Origin of the sequence: Oricola sp. (assembly GCF_022763245.1) — a bacterium.
Classification (GTDB): Bacteria; Pseudomonadota; Alphaproteobacteria; order Rhizobiales; family Rhizobiaceae; genus Oricola.
In genome coordinates this window covers 138741-160080 of record NZ_JALEGV010000037.1, presented here as the reverse complement: position 1 = coordinate 160080, position 21340 = coordinate 138741, and the positions used below count along the sequence as shown (strand labels likewise).

General features: G+C 65.2%; 24 protein-coding genes and 1 tRNA gene. 13 read left to right on the top strand and 12 right to left on the bottom strand.

Translation table 11 applies throughout. The features are described from left to right. Positions 1-6 precede the first annotated feature (6 nt). Positions 7-83: transfer RNA gene (locus MRY80_RS17370), tRNA-Ile, on the bottom strand. A gap of 134 nt (positions 84-217) precedes the next feature. Between MRY80_RS17370 and MRY80_RS17365 the strand changes: the two genes are divergently transcribed. After that, positions 218-952 carry an SIMPL domain-containing protein gene (locus MRY80_RS17365; protein ID WP_293292315.1) on the top strand — a complete coding sequence of 245 codons (735 nt, stop codon included), beginning with the start codon at positions 218-220 and terminating at the stop codon, positions 950-952. A 13-nt stretch (positions 953-965) separates the two neighbouring features. Here MRY80_RS17365 and MRY80_RS17360 read toward each other — a convergent pair whose 3' ends face one another. The 6 genes from MRY80_RS17360 to MRY80_RS17335 form a co-directional block, all read right to left on the bottom strand. Beyond that, entirely contained in the window at positions 966-1424 is a 459-nt protein-coding gene (locus MRY80_RS17360; protein WP_293292314.1) for a YHS domain-containing (seleno)protein, read from the bottom strand. A gap of 247 nt (positions 1425-1671) precedes the next feature. Continuing rightward, positions 1672-2262, bottom strand: coding sequence for a GNAT family N-acetyltransferase (locus tag MRY80_RS17355; RefSeq protein ID WP_293292313.1), 591 nt, complete (start codon positions 2260-2262; stop codon positions 1672-1674). Continuing rightward, positions 2262-2678, bottom strand: a complete 417-nt coding sequence (locus MRY80_RS17350) for a ketosteroid isomerase-related protein (RefSeq protein ID WP_293292312.1) — start codon at positions 2676-2678, stop codon at positions 2262-2264. Before MRY80_RS17350 ends, MRY80_RS17355 begins: the two co-directional genes overlap by 1 nt. A gap of 60 nt (positions 2679-2738) precedes the next feature. Further along, positions 2739-3212, bottom strand: a complete 474-nt coding sequence (locus MRY80_RS17345) for a YcgN family cysteine cluster protein (RefSeq protein ID WP_293292311.1) — start codon at positions 3210-3212, stop codon at positions 2739-2741. A 49-nt stretch (positions 3213-3261) separates the two neighbouring features. Then, positions 3262-3756 carry a DciA family protein gene (locus tag MRY80_RS17340; protein ID WP_293292310.1) on the bottom strand — a complete coding sequence of 165 codons (495 nt, stop codon included), beginning with the start codon at positions 3754-3756 and terminating at the stop codon, positions 3262-3264. Further along, positions 3753-5129 carry an O-antigen ligase family protein gene (locus MRY80_RS17335; RefSeq protein WP_293292309.1) on the bottom strand — a complete coding sequence of 459 codons (1377 nt, stop codon included), beginning with the start codon at positions 5127-5129 and terminating at the stop codon, positions 3753-3755. Before MRY80_RS17335 ends, MRY80_RS17340 begins: the two co-directional genes overlap by 4 nt. 130 nt (positions 5130-5259) lie before the next feature. Between MRY80_RS17335 and MRY80_RS17330 the strand changes: the two genes are divergently transcribed. Genes MRY80_RS17330 through MRY80_RS17315 form a run of 4 tightly spaced genes read left to right on the top strand, consistent with a single transcriptional unit; the run spans position 5260 to position 8302 of the window. After that, entirely contained in the window at positions 5260-6054 is a 795-nt protein-coding gene (locus tag MRY80_RS17330; protein WP_293292308.1) for a hypothetical protein, read from the top strand. After that, the gene (gene mutY / locus MRY80_RS17325) at positions 6021-7133 is read left to right on the top strand and encodes an A/G-specific adenine glycosylase (RefSeq protein ID WP_293292307.1); all 1113 of its coding nucleotides are present in this window, start codon (positions 6021-6023) and stop codon (positions 7131-7133) included. Before MRY80_RS17330 ends, mutY begins: the two co-directional genes overlap by 34 nt. Positions 7134-7149: 16 nt before the next feature. After that, positions 7150-7761, top strand: coding sequence for an HAD family phosphatase (locus MRY80_RS17320; RefSeq protein WP_293292306.1), 612 nt, complete (start codon positions 7150-7152; stop codon positions 7759-7761). A 4-nt stretch (positions 7762-7765) separates the two neighbouring features. Further along, the gene (locus MRY80_RS17315) at positions 7766-8302 is read left to right on the top strand and encodes an NADPH-dependent FMN reductase (RefSeq protein WP_293292305.1); all 537 of its coding nucleotides are present in this window, start codon (positions 7766-7768) and stop codon (positions 8300-8302) included. A gap of 9 nt (positions 8303-8311) precedes the next feature. Here MRY80_RS17315 and MRY80_RS17310 read toward each other — a convergent pair whose 3' ends face one another. Next, complete coding sequence (locus MRY80_RS17310; protein ID WP_293292304.1) at positions 8312-8632, bottom strand: DUF1992 domain-containing protein; 321 nt, start codon at positions 8630-8632, stop codon at positions 8312-8314. Between the two features lie 141 nt (positions 8633-8773). Here MRY80_RS17310 and MRY80_RS17305 point away from each other — a divergent pair, with 141 nt between their 5' ends. After that, a complete protein-coding gene (locus tag MRY80_RS17305) occupies positions 8774-9247 on the top strand; it encodes a MarR family transcriptional regulator (RefSeq protein WP_293292303.1) in 474 nt (157 codons plus the stop codon). On the opposite strand, the gene MRY80_RS17300 is transcribed toward MRY80_RS17305, so the two are convergent. Both MRY80_RS17300 and MRY80_RS17295 read right to left on the bottom strand, forming a co-directional pair. Continuing rightward, positions 9244-10404 (bottom strand): site-specific DNA-methyltransferase, encoded by a 1161-nt coding sequence (locus MRY80_RS17300; protein WP_293292302.1) that lies wholly within the window; start codon positions 10402-10404, stop codon positions 9244-9246. The two genes, MRY80_RS17305 and MRY80_RS17300, sit on opposite strands and share 4 nt — an antisense overlap. Before the next feature lie 102 nt (positions 10405-10506). Continuing rightward, on the bottom strand, positions 10507-10965 hold the full coding sequence (locus MRY80_RS17295) for an Rrf2 family transcriptional regulator (protein WP_293292301.1): 459 nt from the start codon (positions 10963-10965) through the stop codon (positions 10507-10509). 129 nt (positions 10966-11094) lie between these two features. Here MRY80_RS17295 and MRY80_RS17290 point away from each other — a divergent pair, with 129 nt between their 5' ends. Then, positions 11095-11985: an NAD(P)/FAD-dependent oxidoreductase gene (locus MRY80_RS17290; protein WP_293292300.1), complete on the top strand. Its 891-nt coding sequence runs from the start codon at positions 11095-11097 to the stop codon at positions 11983-11985. A 16-nt stretch (positions 11986-12001) separates the two neighbouring features. On the opposite strand, the gene MRY80_RS17285 is transcribed toward MRY80_RS17290, so the two are convergent. Then, complete coding sequence (locus MRY80_RS17285; RefSeq protein ID WP_293292299.1) at positions 12002-12568, bottom strand: hypothetical protein; 567 nt, start codon at positions 12566-12568, stop codon at positions 12002-12004. A 221-nt stretch (positions 12569-12789) separates the two neighbouring features. Between MRY80_RS17285 and thrC the strand changes: the two genes are divergently transcribed. The 4 genes from thrC to MRY80_RS17265 all read left to right on the top strand — a co-directional run bounded on the left by thrC (position 12790) and on the right by MRY80_RS17265 (position 19145). Continuing rightward, positions 12790-14187 carry a threonine synthase gene (gene thrC, locus MRY80_RS17280; protein WP_293292298.1) on the top strand — a complete coding sequence of 466 codons (1398 nt, stop codon included), beginning with the start codon at positions 12790-12792 and terminating at the stop codon, positions 14185-14187. 64 nt (positions 14188-14251) lie between these two features. Continuing rightward, positions 14252-15562 carry a pitrilysin family protein gene (locus tag MRY80_RS17275; protein WP_293292297.1) on the top strand — a complete coding sequence of 437 codons (1311 nt, stop codon included), beginning with the start codon at positions 14252-14254 and terminating at the stop codon, positions 15560-15562. Between the two features lie 35 nt (positions 15563-15597). Then, entirely contained in the window at positions 15598-16212 is a 615-nt protein-coding gene (locus tag MRY80_RS17270; protein ID WP_293292296.1) for a GNAT family protein, read from the top strand. Positions 16213-16271: 59 nt separating this feature from the next. Next, entirely contained in the window at positions 16272-19145 is a 2874-nt protein-coding gene (locus tag MRY80_RS17265; RefSeq protein WP_293292331.1) for an EAL domain-containing protein, read from the top strand. A 41-nt stretch (positions 19146-19186) separates the two neighbouring features. Here the strand turns inward: MRY80_RS17265 and MRY80_RS17260 are convergent, their stop codons facing one another. After that, the gene (locus tag MRY80_RS17260; RefSeq protein WP_293292295.1) at positions 19187-19786 is read right to left on the bottom strand and encodes a YqgE/AlgH family protein; all 600 of its coding nucleotides are present in this window, start codon (positions 19784-19786) and stop codon (positions 19187-19189) included. Between the two features lie 158 nt (positions 19787-19944). Between MRY80_RS17260 and MRY80_RS17255 the strand changes: the two genes are divergently transcribed. Both MRY80_RS17255 and MRY80_RS17250 read left to right on the top strand, forming a co-directional pair. Beyond that, positions 19945-20766: a protein-disulfide reductase DsbD domain-containing protein gene (locus MRY80_RS17255; RefSeq protein WP_293292294.1), complete on the top strand. Its 822-nt coding sequence runs from the start codon at positions 19945-19947 to the stop codon at positions 20764-20766. 85 nt (positions 20767-20851) lie between these two features. Beyond that, positions 20852-21340 carry a peroxiredoxin gene (locus tag MRY80_RS17250; RefSeq protein ID WP_293292293.1) on the top strand — a complete coding sequence of 163 codons (489 nt, stop codon included), beginning with the start codon at positions 20852-20854 and terminating at the stop codon, positions 21338-21340.

Here is a 21340-nt window from a genome sequence, read left to right as displayed (position 1 = left end):
GAAAAATGGTGGGCCCGGAGGGACTCGAACCCCCAACCAAGCGGTTATGAGCCGCCGGCTCTAACCAATTGAGCTACAGGCCCCACGAACGCCCTGCCTAGCGGAATCGCTTCGGCTTCACAAGCGGTCGCGTGCATTCGCGCGGCCGACGCCTTATTGGGGGCGCAATGGGGTGGCATCGGCTTGCCCGAAGGGTCTTGAAGTTGGGGGAACACCCATGAATTTCGCAGGAAACAGCCTTGTCGCCGCAATCGTGCTCGCAGCGCCGCTCGTCGCGCAGCCGGCGCTTGCCGAGGACAGCCGGCCGACGCCGCATATCGTCGTCACCGGCGAAGGCACGGCGTCGATCACGCCCGACACCGCGATCCTGACGCTGTCGGTCGTGCGCGAGGCGGACACGGCGCGCGCGGCGCTCGACGCCAATTCGGCCGCGATGGCCGACGTGCTGGCCGCGATGCAGGAAGAAGGCGTCGCCGAACGCGACCTGCAGACCTCGAATTTCTCGATCGAGCCGAAATATGTCTATCCGCAGTCGAGTTCCAACGGCGACCGCGAGCCGCCGCGCATCGTCGGCTATGCCGTGCACAACACGCTGACCGTGCGCATCCGCAATCTCGACCGGCTCGGCGCGGTGCTCGACACTTCGGTCTCGCTCGGCGTCAACCAGGGCGGCAACATCGTGTTTTCCAATGACGATCCGTCGGAGGCGGTCACCGAGGCACGCGTGGCGGCGATGAAGGATGCGATGGCGCGGGCGAAGACGCTGACGGACGCCGCCGGCATCGGGCTCGGCAAGGTGCTGGAGATTTCCGAATCGTCCCAGGGCGGGGCGCCGGAACCGCTGGCGAAGGTGCGCTCCGCAATGGTGGAAGCCGCCAGCGCCGTGCCCGTCGCCACCGGCGAGAACACCTACCGCGTCACCGTCAATGTCAGCTTCGCGCTGGATCAGTAGGGACCGGCGGCGGTCACTGGCCGGAGAGTTTCGGCCAGTTGCCGTCGGCCCTTGAAATGAACCCCTCGGCATTGTTGCGCCACTGGGCGCGCACAAGGTCGGAATAGTTCATGTAGAGCTTGCCGCCAGATACGGTGAAAGCCTGCGGGTCGATCGGCGCGGTCGCGCCGTGGGCGACCGCATAGGCGCAGAACCCGCCATATTGGGGGGCGTATTTCGCGGGATCGGCAAGGAAGACGTCGCGATTGGCGGCGCTGGCGAAATGGTAGTCCGCGCCGGCATGTTCCGCCGTGAATTCGTCGGACCCCATGACGGGCCTGGATTGCGTGAAATAGGCCACCGGATCATACCCGTCGATCGCAACCCCGTCGGCACGGGTATTGACCCTCTCGGCCAGCGCGAACCGGCCAGACGTCATCAGCGTCACGCCGGCGAGAACCAGGCGAAAGGAAGCACGGCGGGTAACGGTCATGGCTCTCCTCCACACGCGGCGGCGTAGCGCACCGCCACAAGCCCGGCAAGTTGTTTTTGGCCTTGTGCACACACGGAATTGTTACAGTGGCGCGCATTACTTTGCGAGAGTTTCGGAGGATCGCGCCGGGCAGAAGCATCGCCTCTTGCCGATGAAGCGAAAAGGCGATCCGAAGGCAGGCGCCCGCAAGTGATTCGCGGAGCGTTTGCTTGGATCGGACCCCTGTCGGCAGAAAAGCAGGCTGTCGCTAGCCCAAATCGCGCATCCAATATTCCATCGGCTTGTCGGATTCCGCAGAGTCATCGACATCCTTCCAACGATAGGTTGTCGACAATCCGGGGACGCGCTGATAGCCCCGATTGCGCCAGAAGCCGTCGAGCGGGACATAGTCCTTCGGGCGCATGGGATGGTCGGCCGGGCGGATGACGGCCGAGAAGACACATCGCGAAAAGCCCTGGCGGCGCGCCTCCGCCTCACGCTCCTCGAAGAAGCGAACGCCGACACCGTGGCCGCGATATTGCGGCAGCAGGACCGATTCGCCGAAATAGAAGAAGTCCTCCACCGCCGGCCCCTGCGCGGCGAAGGGTTCGGCGAATTCCTCCTTGTGTTCGGCAAGCGGCGAGGCCGTCGCCGCGCCGACGAGCGCGTCGCCATCCAGCGCGCCGCAGACGAAGGCGCCGGGCGCGGCGAGATAGGTCTTCAGATAATCGCGCTCATAGGCGGGATCGCCGTCATAGAGATAGGGCCACGCGCGAAAGACGGTGATGCGCAGATGCGCGAGGTCGTCGAAACGGGCCGCGATCTCGTTGCGCGTCAGCGGGCGGACGACGACGCCCATCAGCCGTCGTCGCTCACCTGCGCGATCCAGTCCTTCAGGTTGTAATAGGTGGTCACGCGGCTGATCAGTCCGTCGTCGATCTCGAAGAAGATGCCGGCCGGCAGCGTGTAGGACTGTCCGTTCGCCTGCGGCAGCCCCTCGGCGGTGGCCAGATACTTGCCGTGCACGGTGAACTCGGCAGCCGCCCGCACGCCGCCCTCGGCCACCATCACGACGATGTCGGCAAGACGCTCGTCATAATGACGGTTCATTTCGGCGTTGAACCAGCGGAACTTCTCCTTGCCGATCTCGCGGCCGCCCTGGTTGATGTCATGGGCGACGTCCTCATGCAGGCAGGCCAGCATGGTGTCGTAGTCGTTGGCATTGAAGGCTTCGAGATAGCGCTCGATCAGCGCCCGGGTTTCTGTCTCGGCCATGGGTGTTTCTCCGTTCGTGCGGTGCCTCGTTCAAGCGCGCCGGGCCACATGCGTCGCCGCCTACATGCCCTCCTCGACCAGATGGTCGAGATATTCGCCGTCGTGCTCCATATCCTGCTCGAAGGCGGTGACACGGTCGCGCATCGACATGGAGGCGTCATGCACCGACTCCGGGTTGCCGGTGATCAACGGATGCCAGTCGAACAAGGTTCCACCCTCGGCAATCAGCCGATAGGCGCAGGTGCGCGGCAGCCAGGGGATCGTGCGCACATTCTCGGGCGTCAGGCGCACGCAGTCGGGCACCAGCTTCTGGCGGTTCTCGTAGTCCGTGCAGCCGCAGAAGCCTGCGTCGAACAGGCGGCAGGCAACGGTGGTGTAGTAGATCTCGTCGGTGTCGTCGTCGATCAGCTTGGACATGCAGCACTTGCCGCAGCCGTCGCACAGCGCCTCCCATTCGGAAGACGTCATCTCCTCGAGCGGGACTGTCTCCCAGAAGCGGTGGCGGATGTCGGACGGGGGCGCGGAAACGGTCATGTCGGCGTCCAAACACAATCGCGCGGCGCTGGCAATGGCGCAGCAAGCGTCAACGACGCTCCTGCCTGACGCTGCGCCCCAGCCGGATCAGAGCTTCGCGCAGCCCCTCGTCCTCGATACCCTCGGCAAGCGCGGTGATGCGCTTCTCGTCAGCCGGGGAGACAGGCGCCTTGCGGCGCGGCGGTTTGCGCTCTGGCTGAACCGGCTTTTGCACCAGTTGGAGCCTCTCGACGGCCTGGAAGCCGAAGAAAGCGTTGACCCGCTGGATGATCTCGCCCGACTGGTGCTGCAGGTGCAGCGCGGCCATGCTTTCGGCGGCAACCACAAGTGTGGCCGGCTTGAACGGATCGTCCTCATGCGCGCGGCGCGGCCAGTTGATCTTCTGCGGGCGGGTCGTCTCGGCGAGCATGGAGGGCACGATCTGCGGCCAGGCGGCCAGAAGCTCGCTCGTCATGCCGGCGCGGCGTGCCAGCACCGGATCGAGCACGTCCGACACGAGACCGCCGATCTGCTTGGGCTGTCGCGGGCGGCGCGGCGGGGTCATCGGCCTGCCCCTTCCGGTGAACAGGCCTGACTGGCCGCATCGCGCGCACGCTGATCCTGCAGGGCGAATTGCATCCAGAAGCCGGTCGCGCCCAGGACCAGCATGAAGGACTCGCCATGCGGCAATCGCTCGTTGGAATTGGTGAGAAGCGTGACAAGGAAATAGAGCAGGCTGACGAACCACAGATTGGCCGCGACATGGTGGATCAGCCCGCGCCGGCAGGCCGCGACGACGGTCGCGCCAAGCACGCCATAGAGCACCGTGTAGAACAGCAGGCCGGCCACGCCGTAACGCATGCCGGTTTCCAGGAAACCGTTATGCATGTTGTCGTTGAAGGCCGTGTGGGTGAAGCTTGCCGTGGACCATGAATCCTCCCAGGTCGCGCCAACGCCGAACCAGGGGTTTGTTCGCCAGATCTCCAGCGCATTCGACCATATTTCGAGGCGCTGGGCCAGTGCGGGCGGCAAGGCTCCTTCGGTCTCCAGACTGCGGGTCGCTTCTGCAAGGCTGCCGGTCTGCACGACGCGATGGGCGACCTGCAGGACGCCCTCGACCGTCGATCCCGCGACAGCCGCGAAGAAATCGAGATTGACGAGGACGATCGCGGCTGTCGCCAGTGCGATCACGCCAATCGACTTGCGCGCGGCTGACTTGCCGTTCCAGAGGATCCCTGCCGCCATGACCGGCAAGGCGACCGCGAGCGCCAGCCAGACCCCCTTGGAAATCCAGGCGACGACCAGAAAGGTCGAGATCGCCAGGAGGACTGCAAGCAGCGCGATCTCGACGTTGCGGGCACGCGAGCGCTCCCCGGGCTGTTCGATCAACCAGACCAGCCGGGCGAGCGTGGCCAGCACCAAGAAGCCCGTGGCGAGCGCGGCGTGGATCCGGTTGGTGTGGAGGTTGCGATCCGGGTTCCAGCCGCCGTCGGAATAGCCGACCGCCAGGGCGGCGATCACGCAGGCGAGGCTCACCGCGAAGATCAGCCGGACGGTCAGTTGCGTGCGCGCCCGATTGAGGAACATCGCGAAGCCCACTGCCGGACAGAGCGCGACGAAAACGTAGATCCCCTCGGCCTGCCCGCCGAGCGTCTGCGGATTGGTGAGCAGGAGATGCCCGTAGCGCAGCGCGACATGAAGCGCCCAGGCGTAGACGGCGAAACCGAGCCATCCGGTGCGGAACCGGGCGTTTTCCGGCAGGAAGAAGTTCGTCGCGCCGATCACCAGCAGACCGATAGCGGCGTAGCGATACGCGTCGGACTGGGTCCAGAGGCAGGAGACGAGGACCAGGCACAGAAGCACCAGCACGAGCGAGCCCCCGCCGTTCGCGCCGGCGAGCCGCCTTGCCGAATCCTGCAATCTGGAGGCGAAATTCATCGCGCCTGTCTAGCATCCGGGCCGATGGCGGCCAAGCGTGGCAACCCTTCAGCCCGCCCACGCCTTTGCCATGGCGCGCCAATCGATGCTAAGGGCGGCGACCGTGTCGCCCGGGGCTCGAAAACGCGCAATGGACATCTGCACATTCTGGCATGGCGAGCGGCTGCGCGACATCGACTACATCTGCGTCCACTCCATGGTCGCGGCGGGATTTCGGGTCGCCGTCTACAGCTTCGAGCCCGTTGAGAACCTGCCCGCGGGAGCCGAGACGCGCGACGCGCGGGAGATCCTGTCGGCGGACGTGTTCCGGCGCATCGATCCCGATGACCCCGACGGTATCGACCAGCTCGCCCGGCAGCAGTTCAGCGACATCTTCCGTATCGCCCTGATGAAGCACGCCAGGGGCTTCTGGCTCGACACGGACGTGCTCGTCCTGCGCCCCTTCGAGGTTCCACAGGACAAAGCCTATCTGGCGCGCGAGAGCGCGACGCGGCTCGGGGTCTCGGCGATGTATTTTCCGCCCGACCACCCGGTCATCGGCGAGTTCGACCGCTTCCTGGCCAGCGACAGGACCCTTCCCGACTGGCTGGGCTGGCGTCGCAGGGTGGTGAAGCCGGCGTGGCTGCGGCTGCGGGGCAAGCCGGTGAAACCGACCACCGTCGGCGTCACCGTTTTCGGCAATGACGGGATCAGCCGACTGGCGCACCGGCACGGTTTCTTCGACGCCGCCGCGCCGCGCGACAATTTCTACGCGCTCACGGGCCGTGACACCGAGCGCTTCTACGATGGCGACTTCGATTTCCGCAGCCTGTTCAGGCCGGATGTCTTCGGGTTCCACGTCCACCACAAGGAGCCCTCCTTCCTGCCGCCGCAGCCGGGCTCCATGTATGAATGGGCCGCGCGCAATGCGGGGATAATACCGTGAGCGCCCCCGCGCCCGCATCGTCGGCCCTGCTTGCCTGGTACGACCGCCATGCCCGCGAACTGCCATGGCGCATCGGCCCGGCGGCGATCGCCCGCGGCGAGAGGCCCGATCCCTATCGCGTCTGGCTGTCGGAGATCATGCTGCAGCAGACCACTGTCGCGGCGGTGAAGGACTATTTCGCCAAATTCATTGCGGCATGGCCGACGATCGAGGCGCTCGCCGCCGCCTCCGAGGACGACGTCCTCAAGGCCTGGGCCGGGCTCGGCTATTATTCGCGCGCCCGCAATCTGAAGAAATGCGCCGACGCGGTGATGGAAGGCCATGGCGGCCGCTTCCCGCACACGGCCGCCGCGCTGCGCGACCTGCCCGGCATCGGCGACTACACCAGCGCCGCGATCGCCGCGATCGCCTTTGGCGAGGCCGTGCCCGTCGTCGACGGCAATGTGGAACGGGTCGTCACGCGGCTCCACGCAATCGACACGCCCCTTCCCGCGGCAAAGCCCGAGATCCGGCGGCTGACGGCGGCGATGCTCGATCCGGCCCGGTCCGGCGATTTCGCCCAGGCGATGATGGATCTCGGCGCGACGATCTGCACGCCGAAGCGCCCCGCCTGCCTGCATTGCCCGCTCAGGGACGGTTGCCGGGCGCTCGACGGCGGCGATCCCGAACGGTTTCCGGTCAAGCCGCCGAAGAAGGCGAAACCCGTGCGGCGCGGCGCGGCCTATGTGCTGACCAATCGCGACGGCGCCTTTCTCCTGGAAAAGCGCGGCACGACGGGCCTTCTCGCCGGCATGACGCAGGTGCCGACCACCGGCTGGACGGCGCGCACGGACGGCGCGACCGGCACAGCGGAAGCCCCCCTGCCCGGCGCCGACTGGATCGGCTGCGGCACCGTCACCCATGTCTTCACCCATTTCGAATTGCGTCTCGACGTCTATCGCGCCGAGGGCGACATGCTGCCTGCGGCGCATCAATGGTGGAGCGCGGCCGACACGGTGGGCGGCGAGGCCCTACCAACCGTCATGAAAAAAGTGTTGGGTCTCGCCATCGCGCACGAATCGGAACACGACCTCACCTGAAGCCCGGACCAATCTCATGACCACGATCCGCCACATCGTCTTCGACATCGGCAAGGTTCCGCTGCATTACGACCCGGAACTGCCGTTCCGCCGCATCATACCGGACGACCGGCGGAGGGCATGGTTCCTCGAAGAGGTCTGTTCGCATGACTGGAATGTCGAGCAGGACCGCGGCCGGTCCTGGATCGAGGCCGAGGACGAGTTGATCGCCCGTTTCCCCGACGAGGCCGACAACATCCGCGCCTTTCGCCGGAACTGGACCGAGATGGTGCCCCACGCCTATGAGGACAGCGTCGCGATCTTCCGCGAGCAGCTCGATGCCGGCCGCGATGTCACGATGCTCACCAATTTCGCCTCCGACACGTTTCGCGAGGCGCAGGAGATCTATCCGTTCCTGAAGGACACGCGCGGCGTGACCGTCTCCGGCGACATCAGGCTGATCAAGCCCGATCCGGCGATCTACGCGCATCACACGGAGAGCTTCGGGCTCGATCCCGAGGCGACGCTCTTCATCGACGACTCGGAGAAGAACGTGCTGTCGGCGCGCGATTTCGGCTGGCACGCGATCCATTTCGAGGATGCGGACCAGCTGCGCGCGGCACTGGAGGCGTACGAATTCGTCGCGTGAGACCATGCGCTTCCTCGCCCTGTCCGGAAGCTTGCGCGCAAGCTCCACCAACACCGCCCTTCTGCGGGCCTTCGCCTCGGAAGCGCCGACAGGGTTTGCCGTCGAAGTCTTCGACGCGATGGGCGACCTGCCTCCCTTCTCGCCGGATCGCGAAGCCGACACGCCGGACAGCGTCCTCCGCCTCGCCGAGGCAGTCGCGGCGTGCGACGGAATTCTGATCGCCTGCCCGGAATATGCGCACGGCATCCCCGGCGCCTTCAAGAATGCGCTCGACTGGCTGGTGTCGCGGTTCGAAATCCCGGGCAAGCCGGTCATGCTGGTGCACGCCTCGACGCGCGGCGAACATGTGCGCGCGCAGCTGCGCGAAGTGCTTTCGACCATGTCGTGCGACTTGTTCCCCGGTCCGGACTTCGAAACGCATCTGATCGGACGGACACAGGCCAACGCGACGGACATTCTGGCCAGGGCGGACATGCGCGCCGAAATGCGCGCCAAACTGGATGAATTCGCGCGCTTTGCCGCGCGGCAGCGCCAGGGCTAGCGGGCCCGCCTAGGCCCCCGAATAGTATCTCCGCCGCGCCTCGCGCTCGATTGCGAGCCTGAGCTCCAGATCGGCGAGTTTCTTCATCTCGCGCCTTCTGTCTTCAGGCTCGGCCATGTCGGAGAGTGCACGGCGCTGCTCGTCCACCGCCTTCTTCAGCTCGATTTCGCGCGGCAACACCCCTGCATCGGCCATGATGCCGAACCCGATCGCTTCGACGCCGTTGCCACCGCGAAATTCGAGCGGCTTGCCAGCGCCTTTCAGATCATCGAGTTGCCCTTCGGCCTGCGCTTTTCGGATCTGGTGTTCGGCAAGATGATCCCATCTCATGTCATCACCCTTTCGTCGGCATGCCAGCCATCGATGGCGGCAACCAACAGATAATGCCCTCGCCAATATTGTCAACTGAGTTGACATAATATGCAAGGCCGACCCATGATTCGCGTCATGCCAGAGAAAGGGACAAACGACATGCCGCACGACCTGACACCCGGCGAGCTCCTCTATGCGGGGGTGCAACTGACCCGTCCGCTGCTTCGAAACATCACAACGCGGGTGGAAGCCGACCTTGCCGGAACCGGTGTCAGCGTCGGCCAGCGCGCGATCCTCGAAGCGCTGCGCGAACTCGGACAGGCGACGGCGCCGCAGATCACCGGGCGGCTCGACGTGAAACGGCAATTCGTCGGGCGGGAAATCAAGGCGCTTCTGGAACGCGGCTTCGTGGAGGCCGTGGCCAATCCGGACCATCGGGCCTCGCGCTTCTATCGCCTGACCCCGACAAGCACACGCATCATCGACGGCATCAGGATGCGCGAAAAGGAGCAGTTCGACGCTTTCGCGTCACGCTTCACGCGTGAAGAGATCGCCGCCTATTGCAAGATCCAGAGCGCGCTCAACCGGGAGATGTCGGCGCGCCAGGGGCGCACCGAACACACGGCGACCTAGGCGCCGGCCGCGGCCATCGACTTCCTCACCTGCTGGCGCAGCACGTCGATCGGCTGCAGCGCGCCTTCCTGCTCGTAGTGCCAGAAGGTCCAGCCATTGCAGGCGTCGAGGCCCTGCACTTTGGCGCCCATGCGATGGATGGAGGCCTGCTCGCCTGCGTGATGCAGCGAGCCGTCGGCCTGCACGGTGACCGTCCAGCGGCGTTTGGAATCGGTCAGCGACGTGCCGGGCTGCAATAGCCCGCCATCCAAGAGGGTCACGAAGGCGACGCGGGGTTCCGCGCGCTTCGAAGTCACGAGTTTCAGGGTCGACAGATCGGCCGGCTCGACCGCGTCGATACGGGCGGTGGCCGCGTCGATATAGGCGCGTTCGCGCTCGATGCCGATGAAATGGCGACCGAGGCGTTTTGCCACCGCACCGGTGGTGCCGGAGCCGAAGAAGGGGTCGAGCACGACGTCGCCGGGCTTGGTGGACGACATCAGCACGCGCGCAAGCAGCGCTTCCGGCTTCTGGGTCGGATGGACCTTGTCGCCATTGTCGTCCTTCAGACGCTCGCCGCCATTGCAGATCGGAAACAGCCAGTCGGAGCGCATCTGAAGGTCGTCATTGGCCGCCTTCAGCGCTTCGTAATTGAAAGTGTAGCCCTTGGCGTTCTGGTCGCGGGAAGCCCAGATCATGGTCTCGTGGGCGTTCTGGAAACGACGGCCGCGGAAATTCGGCATCGGATTGGTCTTGCGCCAGATCACGTCGTTGAGAATCCAGAAGCCGAGATCCTGAAGGCTCGCCCCGACGCGGAAAATGTTGTGATAGGAGCCGATCACCCAGATCGTGCCGGAAGGCTTGAGCACGCGGCGTGCGGCCAGCAGCCAGGCGCGGGTGAAGGCGTCATAGGCCTGGAAGGATTCGAACTGGTCCCAGTGATCGTCCACCGCGTCGACCTTGGACTGGTCGGGCCGATGCAGGTCGCCGTCGAGCTGCAGATTGTAGGGCGGATCGGCGAAGATCACGTCCACCGATTTCTCGGGCAGGCTCTCCAGCGCCGCGACGCAATCGCCCTGGACGATCGTGTCGAGAAGGCCGGACAGGTCGGGGGAGGAGATGGCGGGCTTGCGCGCGACAGCGGCGCGGCCCGAAGAGGCAAGGCGAACGGCAGACATGAAACACCCGGTTTACGCAGAACAGAACCGGGCACATGGTTACCCAGCGCGGTTAACGGGCGGTTAGCGCGATGCGAAGAATTGCAGACGAGTGTGCCGAACTCATCCGCAGAACTCGGGTTTGCCCGTCCAGGGCGAGGCTTTCAGCTTCTCCTCGAAGTCGGCGTTGATGTCGGCGAGCGTGATCGTCGCGAACCGCCCCAAGAGCAGCGCCCTCGCCTCCTCCAGCGTCGCGGCGAGCCGCTCGTTGATCGCCTGTTCGACGAGGCAGTCCGGCTGGTCGTCGGTCGGACCGAAGGCGAAGACCGCCGGGTCGCCGAGCGCGTTGTAGACGTCGAGCAGCGTGATCTTCTCCAGCGGCACGGCCAGCGCCCAGCCGCCGCCATGCCCCTTTTTCGAGGTCAGGAAGCCGGCGTCGCGCAAGCCCGCCATGGAGCGTCGCGCCACCACGGGATTGGTCGACAGGAAGGAGGCGACCGCCTCCGACGTCAGCGGTTCGTCATGTTCGGCCATGTGGATCAGCACATGCAGCATGCGCGACAGGCGGCTGTCTCGTCTCACGCAATTCTCCTTATCAGGCCGGTGACTGTAGGCGCTTCGCTCATCTCATGCAACTTTTCAAGTTTCGTATATTGACTCTCCGCCTCATGAAACAATAAAAGTTTCCTGATATTTTCCAAGGAGACATCCATGTTCGACGCCATCGTCATCGGCGGCAGTTTCGCCGGCCTTTCGGCCACCATGTATCTGGCGCGGTCCCGCCGCCGGGTGCTTTTGATTGACGCCGGCAAGCCGCGCAATCGCTTCACCGAGGCCTCGCACGGGTTCCTCGGCCAGGACGGCAAGGCGCCCGCGACGATCCGCGCGACCGGCCGGGCCGAGCTTGCGGCCTACGACAATGTCGCCTTTCTCGATGGCGAGGCCCTCGATGCACGGTCCATCGCCGACGGCTTCGCGATCGCCATGGCGGACGGCCGCGAGGAGCGCGCGCGCCGGCTGGTGCTTGCCACCGGCGTCACCGACATCCTGCCCGAGATCGACGGTCTGGCTGAGCGATGGGGCCGCAGCGTCCTGCATTGTCCCTTCTGCCACGGCTACGAATATCGCGACCGTCCGCTCGGCGTGCTCGCCACCGGGCCGATGTCGTCGCATCAGGGCGAACTCATTCCGGACTGGGGGCCGACAACCTATTTCACGCAAGGCGAATTCGAGCCGACGCCGGAGGAACTGGCGCGGTTCGCAGCCCGCGGCGTCACGGTGGAGCGAAGCCCCGTCGTCGCGCTTCTCGGGACGGCGCCGATGCTGGAAGCGGTGCGCCTCGCCGACGGTCGAACGGTCGAACTCGCCGCCCTCTTCACCGGACCCAGGCTGGAACTGACAAGCCCGATCGCCGAGCGGCTCGGCTGCGACCTGCTCGACGGGTTGCAGGGGCCGGTCATCGAGGTCGACGCCCAGCAGCAGACCACCGTCGCCGGGGTCTTCGCGGCCGGCGACGCGGCCACGCAGATGCACAGCGCCCTGCTGGCCTCGTCGGCCGGCATGATGGCAGGCGTGTGCGCCTACCGGTCACTCGTTTTCTGACGGGAAGCGTTCGCGCTTACGGCGTTCCGTAGGGGCCCTCGTCGAACCCGACGAAGACCTGGAGGTTCTGCGAGGACGGCGCGGGGACCGAAACCTGCTGGTCCTTGAAGATGAACTGCGTTGCCCCGGCATTCGGGGCGACGGCCACCTGCAGCTTGCCGAGCTGCGAATAGGGCAAGGTCTCGCCCTGGCGCACCGCCACGCGGATCGGCAGTTCCAGCGCCCCCGACTTGCCCTTCGGCCCCTCGACAACGCGACCGGCGGCCACGACCTGCATGTAGAGCAGGCCGCCTTCGTATTTGCAGGTGCGCGTCACGTCCGTGATCGTCGCCTGGTAGATGATCTGGTCGGCCTCGCCGTCATGGCCCTTGGCGTAGGTGCGCAGGATCGCCGTGCCCTCGCGCAGCTGCACGCGCGGGCAGTAGGCGCGCAGGTCCGCGCCGCTGATCTCTTCGTCGCCGGGCTTGCCGGTCGGCTTCGTCGTGAGCATCCCGCCCAGGTCGGTCGACTGGCACGACGCGAGCGTCAAGAGGGCCAGAATTGCGCCGAAGCGCGTGACGCGATGTGCCTGAACGTTACTCATGTCGAACCCGTCTGTCCCGTATTCCCGTTACCCGTTCGCCATTCTTGTCCTGATGATCATGGCGATTCAGCGATGGCCGCGGCAACATCCATAGGAATGTCCGCTTCGTCAATGGCCGCCGGCACTGCTTCGCCCGCTTCGGCCTTTGAGAGCCGGCCGTTATCCGCTAGAGGGTGTCGCGACAACCGCGCCGTGACGCGACAAAGAAAGAGTGAAGGTCCGTGAAATACATTTCGACCCGCGGCGAGGCGCCCGTCCTCGGCTTCTGCGACACCATGCTGGCGGGGCTGGCAAGCGACGGCGGCCTCTACGTGCCGCAGACCTGGCCGCATTTCTCGCCCGCCGACATTCGCGCGCTGCGCGGCAAATCCTACGAGGACGTCGCCATCGCGGTGATGTGGCCCTTCGTCGAGGGCGAGATCGAGCGCGCCACCTTCGAGACGATCGTGCGCGAGGCCTATGCGACCTTCCGCCACGAGGCGGTCTGCCCGCTCGTCCAGACCGGCGACAACGAGTTCGTGCTGGAGCTGTTCCACGGGCCGACGCTCGCCTTCAAGGACGTCGCCATGCAGTTGATCGGCCGGCTGATGGACCATGTGTTGGGGCTGCGCGACGAGCGCGCGACGATCGTCGGCGCGACGTCGGGCGACACCGGCGGCGCGGCCATCGAGGCCTTCGCCGGCCGCGACCGCACCGACATCTTCATCCTGTTCCCCAAGGGCCGCGTCTCGCCGGTGCAGCAGCGCCAGATGACCAGCAGCACCGCGTCGAACGTCCACGCGCTCGCCATCGAGGGCAATTTCGACGACTGTCAGGCGCTGTTGAAGGACATGTTCAACCACACCGCCTTCCGCGATGCCGTCAAACTCTCCGGCGTCAATTCGATCAACTGGGCGCGGATCATGGCGCAGGTGGTCTACTATTTCACCTCCGCCCTGTCGCTCGGCGCGCCGGACCGGCCGGTTTCGTTCACCGTGCCGACCGGCAATTTCGGCGACATCTTCGCCGGCCACGTCGCCCGGCAGATGGGCCTGCCCGTCGAGACGCTGATCATCGCCACCAACGACAACGACATACTAGCCCGCACCCTCACCACCGGCGTATATCAAATGCGCGACGTGGTCGAAACCACCTCACCTTCCATGGACATCCAGGTGTCCTCGAATTTCGAGCGGCTGCTGTTCGATGCCGGCGATCGTGATGCGGCGGAGGTGCGCAGCGCGATGGCGAACCTCAAGCAGGCCCGCCGCTTCGAACTGGCCGACACGACGCTCGCGTCTATCCGCGCCGGGTTCGCCGCCGGCACGGCCCACGTCTCAGAGGCCGCCGCGACCATCGCCAACGTGCACGAGAAATCCGGCTACCTCCTCGATCCGCACACCGCGACCGGTGTGCATGTCGCGCGCGCGATGCCGCGCTCTGCGACGCCGATGGTGGTGCTTTCCACCGCCCACCCCGCCAAGTTCCCTGACGCGGTCGAGGCGGCCTCCGGTATCCGCCCGGGGCTTCCAGCCTGGCTCTCGGACCTGATGAATCGTCACGAAAGCTTCACGGAGCTTCCATCCGACCTGAAAATAGTGGAAGATCACGTTTCGGGTCACGCGCGCGCGGCGAACTGACGGCGCGGGCCTTGAGTGTGAGGAAGCAGACGGCCGGGCAACGGCCGGTCCAGGGAGTATGCACATGACTGTGGAGACGACCCGTCTTCCCAACGGCATCACCGTCGCCACCCAGCGTTTCGACCATGTGGAAAGCGTCGCCCTCGGCGTCTGGGTGAAGGCGGGTTCGCGCAACGAACTCGAAAACGAACACGGCATCGCCCACCTGCTGGAGCACATGGCCTTCAAGGGCACCGCACGGCGCGACGCGCGCACCATAGCCGAGGAAATCGAGAATGTCGGCGGCGACATCAATGCCGCCACCAGCGTGGAAACGACCTCCTATTTCGTCCGCGTGTTGAAGGACGACGTGCCGCTGGCGCTCGATCTCCTGTCCGACATCCTGCAGAACTCGAAATTCGACGAGGACGAGCTGCAGCGCGAAAAACACGTCGTGCTGCAGGAACTGGGCGCCGCCAACGACGTGCCCGACGACGCGGTCTTCGACCGTTTCACCGAGACGGCGTTCCGCCACCAGCCGATCGGCCGCGCCATTCTCGGTACGCGCGAAACCATCGGCTCCTTCACCAGCGATCAGCTGCGCGCCTATATCGACCGCGAATATTGCGGCGAACGCATCGTGATCTCGGCGGCCGGTGCCATCGACCACGACACCTTCGTCAAGCTGGTGGAAGCCGATTTCGGCGGCATCCGGGCGCGTCCCTCCGGCAAGGCCGTGGCGCTTGCCCATTATGTCGGCGGCGATTACCGCGAGCACCGTCCGCTTCAGGACACGCAATTCCTCCTCGGCTTCGAAGGCCGCGCCTATCACGTGCGCGACTTCTACGCCTCCCAGGTGCTGGCCATGCTGCTGGGCGGCGGCATGTCGTCCCGCCTTTTCCAGGAAGTGCGCGAGAAGCGCGGCATCTGCTACTCGATCTATGCCTTCCACTGGGGCTTCTCCGACACCGGCATCTTCGGCGTCCATGCGGCGACCGAGCCCGGCGACCTCGACGAGCTCGTCCATCTGGTGCTCAAGGAATTGCGCCGCGCCGCCGACGATATCGACCAGAGCGAATTGGAGCGCGCCCGCGCGCAGTTCCGCGCCAGCCTGCTGATGTCGGGAGAGAGCGCGCCGAGCCGCGCTGGACAGATCGCCCGGCAGATTCTGCTGTTCGGCCGGCCGATCCCCAACGAGGAACTGCTCGAGAGGCTGGACAAGCTGACGGTCGAGCGGCTGCGCGACCTCGCCGGACGGCTGTTCACCTCGTCGGCGCCGACCGTTTCGGCGATCGGGCCGGTCGATCAGTTGATGGATCTCGACTCGATCCGCTCGGAACTCGTTTCCGCCGGGTTTGAACCTCCGCGTGCGGCCGCCCGGCTCGCCGTCGGCTGACCCCTTCGACCGCCACCAGAACCACGGGTGCCGGAATGATTGCCCTCCCCTTCCGCGCGACACGCCATCAGGTCATCGCCGGAAGCCATGTGTTCCTGCGCCACCCGGACATCGCCGACCACGCCGAGTGGGCGGCGCTGCGGGCCGACAGCGAGGCGTTCCTGCGGCCGTGGGAACCGACCTGGCCCCGCGACGACCTCGAGCGCAACGCCTTTCGAGCGCGCATTCGCCGCTACAACCAGGAAATCGCGGCGGGAACCGGATTTCCGTTCTTCATCTGCGCCAATGCGTCGGGCACCATTCTCGGTGGAATTACGTTGGGGAATGTCAGGCGCGGCGTCTCTCAGAGCGGCCAGATCGGCTATTGGATGGGCGAACGTCACAAGGGCAAGGGCATCATGAGCGAGGCGCTTGCGCTCCTGTGCACGCACGCCTTCGGCGCTTGCGGATTGCACCGCCTTGAAGCTGCCTGTATTCCCGACAATACGCGTTCGATCCGACTTCTAGAAAAAGCCGGATTCGAACGCGAGGGCTATTTGCGATCTTACCTGAAGATCAATGGCGGCTGGCGTGACCATGTGCTTTATGCGCGTATCGATCCGCGCCATGCGCGCGAGGATGCACCAACTCAACAAGGTGGAACGATTTGACGGGACTGCAGGCATTTGAGGGAGGATTGCGCGCCGGGGATTGGCGGCGCATCTGCGCGATGCTGCTTATCGCGCTCGCCGCCCTGATTTCCGCCTTCGCCGGCCCGGCCTACGCCATCGAGCCGATCTCGATCGGGCGCGACGCCCAGGCGCTTGACCTGTCGCGCGCAGTGACCATCTACCGCAACCGCGGCGAGACATTCCGGATTTCCACCGCCCCCGACAGCGAAGGCATCGTGCGGACGATCGAGGTGCAGGCCACTCAGGAAGGCACGGACGGGCACTGGGCCGTCTTCGCGCTCGCCAACACGACCGACGCGCAGATCGACCGCCTGATCGTCGCACCGCATTTCCGTCTGGTCGGATCGCATTTCTTCTGGCCGGACCTGGGGTCGCAGCGCATCGTCGCGATCACGCCGAGCGAGGGTTTTGCGCTCGACCGGGTGCAGAGTTCCGACGCCGACATCTTCTCCATCACGCTGAACCCCGGCGTGGTGGTCACCTTTGTTGCCGAACTCGCCTCGCCGAACTTGCCGCAGGTCTATCTGTGGGAAGCTGACCAGTACAAAGACATCGTCAACTCCTATACGCTCTATCGCGGCATCGTGCTTGGCATTTCCGGCCTTCTGGCGCTGTTCCTGACGATCCTGTTCGTCGTGCGCGGCACCTCGATGTTCCCGGCCGCCGCCGCGCTTGCTTGGGCCGTGCTCGCCTATATCTGCATCGATTTCGGCTTCATCGACCGTTTCTTCGACGTGGCCCCCAGTGATGTCGGGGGGTGGAGAGCGATGAGCGAGGTGTCGCTTGCCGCGACGCTGGCGCTCTTCATCTTCACCTATCTCAATCTCAATCGCTGGAACGACCACCTGAGCTACGGCGCCATCGCCTGGGTGTTGGCTCTGGCCGCGCTGTCGGCGCTGGTGTTCTACGATCCGGCCCTGGCGGCCGGCGTGGCGCGGCTGTCGATTGCCGGCACGGCGATCTTCGGCTCGGTGCTGATTGCCTATATGAGCTGGCGCGGCTTCGACCGCGCAATCATGCTGGTCCCGGCCTGGGCGCTGCTGATCGCCTGGATCATCGCCGGCTACATGACGATTTCCGGCCAGGTGGACAACGACATCATCCAGCCGGCGCTGGCCGGCGGCCTTGTTCTGATCGTGCTGCTGATCGGCTTCACGATCATGCAGAACGCGTTTTCCGGCGGCGCCTTCCAGCAGAACCTGCTCTCCAATGTCGAGCGCCAGGCGCTCGCGGTGAAGGGCTCCGGCGGCATCGTCTGGGACTGGGACGTCGGCCGCGACCGCCTGTCGACGACGCCCGATCTCGGCTCCGTGCTCGGGCTCGGCATCGGCAAGCTGCAGGGACCGCCGAAGAACTGGCTGACCCACATTCATTCCGACGACCGCGACCTGTTCCGCGTGACTCTCGACGCGGTGCTGGAAAAACGGCGCGGCAAGATCGACATCAATCTGCGCCTGCGTGGCGCCGACAACCACTTCAACTGGTACGCAGTGCGCGCGCGGCCCGTCGTCGGGGGCGACGGTCAGGTTATCCGCTGTATCGGCACCGTCGTCGATGTCAGCGACCAGAAGCGTGCCGAGGAGCGCCTGCTGCACGACGCCGTGCATGACAACCTCACCGGCCTGCCGAACCGCGAATTGTTCATGGACCGGCTGCGCAACGCCATGGCCATCGCCAATGCCGACGACGCGATGAAACCGACCCTGATGATCGTTGACATCGACCGCTTCCGGCAGGTCAATGAATCCATCGGGATGGCCGCAGGAGACACGCTGCTGATCACCGTGGCGCGCCGCCTCAGGCGGCTTTTGCGCCCGCATGACACGCTGGCGCGGCTCTCCGGGAACCAGTTCGGCATCATCCTTCTGTCTGAGACCGAGCCGGGCCGTGTCGCCGCCTTCGCCGACGCCGTCAAGAAGACCATCAAGGCGCCGATCTCGTTCGCCGAGCGCCAGATCATCCTCACCGTTTCCATTGGCCTCGCCAGCTACACCCACGCCCGCACCCAGGAAGAAGACCTGTTCGGCGACGCGGAACTGGCGCTGTTCCAGGCCAAGCGTTTCGGCGGCGACCGCGTGGAACCGTTCCGCCCCGCCTTCCGCACCTCCGGCTCCGACAAGCTGCAGATGGAATCGGACCTGCGGCGTGCCATCGAGCGTGGCGAGATTTCGCTCGCCTATCAGCCGATCGTGCATTCGAGCTCGCTCGACATCGCCGGGTTCGAGGCGCTGATGCGCTGGAACCATCCGCGGCGCGGCGAAGTGCAGCCGTCGGAATTCATCGCGATCGCCGAGCGCTCCGATCTGATCATCGAACTCGGCAACCACGCGCTCGAACTGGCGATGCGGCAGTTGATGGACTGGGACGTGCAGATGCCCGACGCCGGCCTGTTCCTGTCGGTCAACGTGTCGAGCCAACAGGTGATGATGCGCGATTTCGCGAACACGCTGTCGGGCATGCGGGCGCGCTTCGCCTCTCGCCGCCACAAGCTGCGGCTCGAAATCACCGAGACCGTGCTGATGCAGAACCCCGAGCACAATGCGCGCGTCCTCAAGAAGGTTCGCGAACTCGGCATCGGCTTGGCGATGGACGATTTCGGCACCGGGTATTCGTCGCTAGCCTATCTGTCCCACTTCCCTTTCGACACGATCAAGATCGACCAGTCCCTGGTGCGCAACGACTGGTCGCAGCGCGACACGCTGCTCCAGTCGATCATCACCATGGCGAGCAATCTGGGCCTCGCTACCGTCGCCGAGGGCGTGGAGACATCAGAAGACGCCGACCGGCTGCAGGACATGGGCTGCCGCTACATCCAGGGTTATGTCGCCGGCGTGCCGATCACCGCCGAGCAGGCGACCGAACTCGTGATGAAGCAGAACCCCGTCATCTCCAATGACGATGCGGCTGAATAACCGGCGATAGCATTTCAGCGAGAATCAGAAGAATGCGCGGGTCAGGCGTGACCGCAATCGGCCACGAAATGTTCGGGCTGGATGCCAGCCGCGCGCAGCAGCCGGTCATATTTGGTGTCGTGATCGCGGTCGAAGACCAGCCCGGGATCGGCTTCCAGCGTTAGCCAGCTGTTGTCCATCATCTCGGTCTCGAGCTGACCCGGCCCCCAGCCGGAATAGCCGAGCGAAATCACGCATCTATGCGGCCCGTGGCCATTCGCGATCATGCGCAGAACCTGCGTGGTCGATGTCAGGAACACCGAATCCGAGATGGGGATGGTGGAATCGCCGCAATAGTCGGTGGAATGCAGAACGAAGCCGCGATGTTCGTCCACCGGGCCGCCGTGACAAACCGGTGCATGGGCCACGCTCGTGGGCATCTGCGGGATGGCCGTTTCGGAAAACACGTCGGTCTGCTCGACGAGGTCGCAGAAGGTCATGTCTCGCGTCTTGTTGACGACGAACCCCATCGCGCCTTCCTCGTTGTGGGCGCAGACATAGATGATCGTCTGTGCGAAGAAGGACGAGGCGAGGCCGGGCATCGCTACAAGGAACTTCCCCTCGAACTGCCCGGAACCGCTCTTGAATCCGCTTTTCGCCAAGATCTCCATGGGAGAAGCGTAACACTGCGATGGGATTTCGCCAGTTTTTTTTGCACCGCGGCGGGCAAGGGTGAATGGGCTTTTTGTCACAAAGAGTTGACGCTGGTGGCTGTCCTTTTGCGATTGCCAACCGACCTTGCGAAGGCCATTTGAGCCCAATGATCCATTTGCTGACGAAGAACTGGCCGGCGGGTTTCGCCCTTATCTGCGCCATTGTGCCGCAACAGGTGCTCGCCGCTTCATCGCCCTGGGAGGTGACCGACGGCGCACGTCTGAGGATGCTTGTCGAACCCGCCGAGCCCGGCCGCAGCGACATGCGCGGCCTGCTGCAGATCGAGCTTGAGCCCGGTTGGAAGACCTATTGGCGCGAACCCGGCTCCGCTGGAATTCCGCCGCAAATCTCGATCGACAGCGACGCGATCGAGGCCGTGGAAATCCACTATCCGGCGCCCGAGTGGTCGGACGACGCCTACGGCTCCTGGGCCGGCTACAAGCAGCCGGTCGCGCTGCCCCTGACCTTCACCCTGTCGGGCGGCGCGACGCCGCAGGCGGTCGCAGCAGACGTGTTCCTCGGCATCTGCCACGACGTCTGCGTACCGGTCAGCGTCCGATTCGAGGTCACGCCGAACGACGGTCGCGGCCACGCCATGCAGAAGCTGCTGCTCAACGCCGCCTTCGACGCCTTGCCCCGCGGCAACACCGAGCGGCTGGCTATTGACAGCGCGACCTGGACCACGGACGGGTCAATCGAGATCACGTTGCATCACGCCTCCGCAGAAGCTGAGCCGCAGCTCTTCGTCTCGGCAGGTTCGACGTATCCGTTCAAAAAGCCCGTGCGCGTCACCAGTGACGACAGTTCGACGACCTTCCGTATCGAGCCGGCATTCGACCCGGCCGAAGCCGGAGACCTGGACCTGCTGGTCACTGCGCGAAAGGGGATCGACGCTGTGGAAACGTCCTTGACGGTGCCGGCGCCCTGAGGCGCGCAAAATCGCGATCGGACCACTCCCCTTTCCGCGCCGATCGCTCTATGTCTTTGCCCAACAATCTGAACCGGAGAACAGCATGCCCATCGAAGTCGGAGCGACGATCCCGAGCCTGAACGTAATCAAGATCACCGAGGACGGACCGGCGGAGATCTCCACCGGCGCATTGTTCGACGGCCGCAAGGTGGTCCTGTTCGGCCTGCCGGGCGCCTTCACACCCACCTGTTCCCTCAACCACCTTCCCGGTTTCATCGAGAACCGCGACACGATCCTCGCCAAAGGCGTCGACGAGATCGTCTGCCTGTCGGTCAACGATCATCACGTCATGAAGGCATGGGCGCAGGCGACCGGCGGGCTCGGCAAGATCACCTTCATCGCCGACTGGGACGCAGCCTTGACCGAGGCGGTCGGCATGGACGCCGATCTGTCGGCGGGTGGGCTTGGCCTGCGGTCGATCCGCTACTCGATGATCGTCGAGGACGGCAAGGTCACGGCAGTCAACCTGGAAGAAAAGCGCGGCGAGGCGACCACCTCCGGCGCGGCGGCCATGCTGGAACAGCTTGGCTGA

Excerpts from the sequence above, each read along its gene's own strand:
- MRY80_RS17365 (WP_293292315.1), top strand. The coding sequence starts at position 218 with ATGAATTTCGCAGGAAACAGCCTTGTCGCCGCAATCGTGCTCGCAGCG.
- MRY80_RS17360 (WP_293292314.1), bottom strand. The coding sequence starts at position 1,424 with ATGACCGTTACCCGCCGTGCTTCCTTTCGCCTGGTTCTCGCCGGCGTG.
- MRY80_RS17355 (WP_293292313.1), bottom strand. The coding sequence starts at position 2,262 with ATGGGCGTCGTCGTCCGCCCGCTGACGCGCAACGAGATCGCGGCCCGT.
- MRY80_RS17350 (WP_293292312.1), bottom strand. The coding sequence starts at position 2,678 with ATGGCCGAGACAGAAACCCGGGCGCTGATCGAGCGCTATCTCGAAGCC.
- MRY80_RS17345 (WP_293292311.1), bottom strand. The coding sequence starts at position 3,212 with ATGACCGTTTCCGCGCCCCCGTCCGACATCCGCCACCGCTTCTGGGAG.
- MRY80_RS17340 (WP_293292310.1), bottom strand. The coding sequence starts at position 3,756 with ATGACCCCGCCGCGCCGCCCGCGACAGCCCAAGCAGATCGGCGGTCTC.
- MRY80_RS17335 (WP_293292309.1), bottom strand. The coding sequence starts at position 5,129 with ATGAATTTCGCCTCCAGATTGCAGGATTCGGCAAGGCGGCTCGCCGGC.
- MRY80_RS17330 (WP_293292308.1), top strand. The coding sequence starts at position 5,260 with ATGGACATCTGCACATTCTGGCATGGCGAGCGGCTGCGCGACATCGAC.
- mutY (WP_293292307.1), top strand. The coding sequence starts at position 6,021 with ATGGGCCGCGCGCAATGCGGGGATAATACCGTGAGCGCCCCCGCGCCC.
- MRY80_RS17320 (WP_293292306.1), top strand. The coding sequence starts at position 7,150 with ATGACCACGATCCGCCACATCGTCTTCGACATCGGCAAGGTTCCGCTG.
- MRY80_RS17315 (WP_293292305.1), top strand. The coding sequence starts at position 7,766 with ATGCGCTTCCTCGCCCTGTCCGGAAGCTTGCGCGCAAGCTCCACCAAC.
- MRY80_RS17310 (WP_293292304.1), bottom strand. The coding sequence starts at position 8,632 with ATGAGATGGGATCATCTTGCCGAACACCAGATCCGAAAAGCGCAGGCC.
- MRY80_RS17305 (WP_293292303.1), top strand. The coding sequence starts at position 8,774 with ATGCCGCACGACCTGACACCCGGCGAGCTCCTCTATGCGGGGGTGCAA.
- MRY80_RS17300 (WP_293292302.1), bottom strand. The coding sequence starts at position 10,404 with ATGTCTGCCGTTCGCCTTGCCTCTTCGGGCCGCGCCGCTGTCGCGCGC.
- MRY80_RS17290 (WP_293292300.1), top strand. The coding sequence starts at position 11,095 with ATGTTCGACGCCATCGTCATCGGCGGCAGTTTCGCCGGCCTTTCGGCC.
- MRY80_RS17285 (WP_293292299.1), bottom strand. The coding sequence starts at position 12,568 with ATGAGTAACGTTCAGGCACATCGCGTCACGCGCTTCGGCGCAATTCTG.
- MRY80_RS17275 (WP_293292297.1), top strand. The coding sequence starts at position 14,252 with ATGACTGTGGAGACGACCCGTCTTCCCAACGGCATCACCGTCGCCACC.
- MRY80_RS17270 (WP_293292296.1), top strand. The coding sequence starts at position 15,598 with ATGATTGCCCTCCCCTTCCGCGCGACACGCCATCAGGTCATCGCCGGA.
- MRY80_RS17265 (WP_293292331.1), top strand. The coding sequence starts at position 16,272 with ATGCTGCTTATCGCGCTCGCCGCCCTGATTTCCGCCTTCGCCGGCCCG.
- MRY80_RS17255 (WP_293292294.1), top strand. The coding sequence starts at position 19,945 with ATGATCCATTTGCTGACGAAGAACTGGCCGGCGGGTTTCGCCCTTATC.
- MRY80_RS17250 (WP_293292293.1), top strand. The coding sequence starts at position 20,852 with ATGCCCATCGAAGTCGGAGCGACGATCCCGAGCCTGAACGTAATCAAG.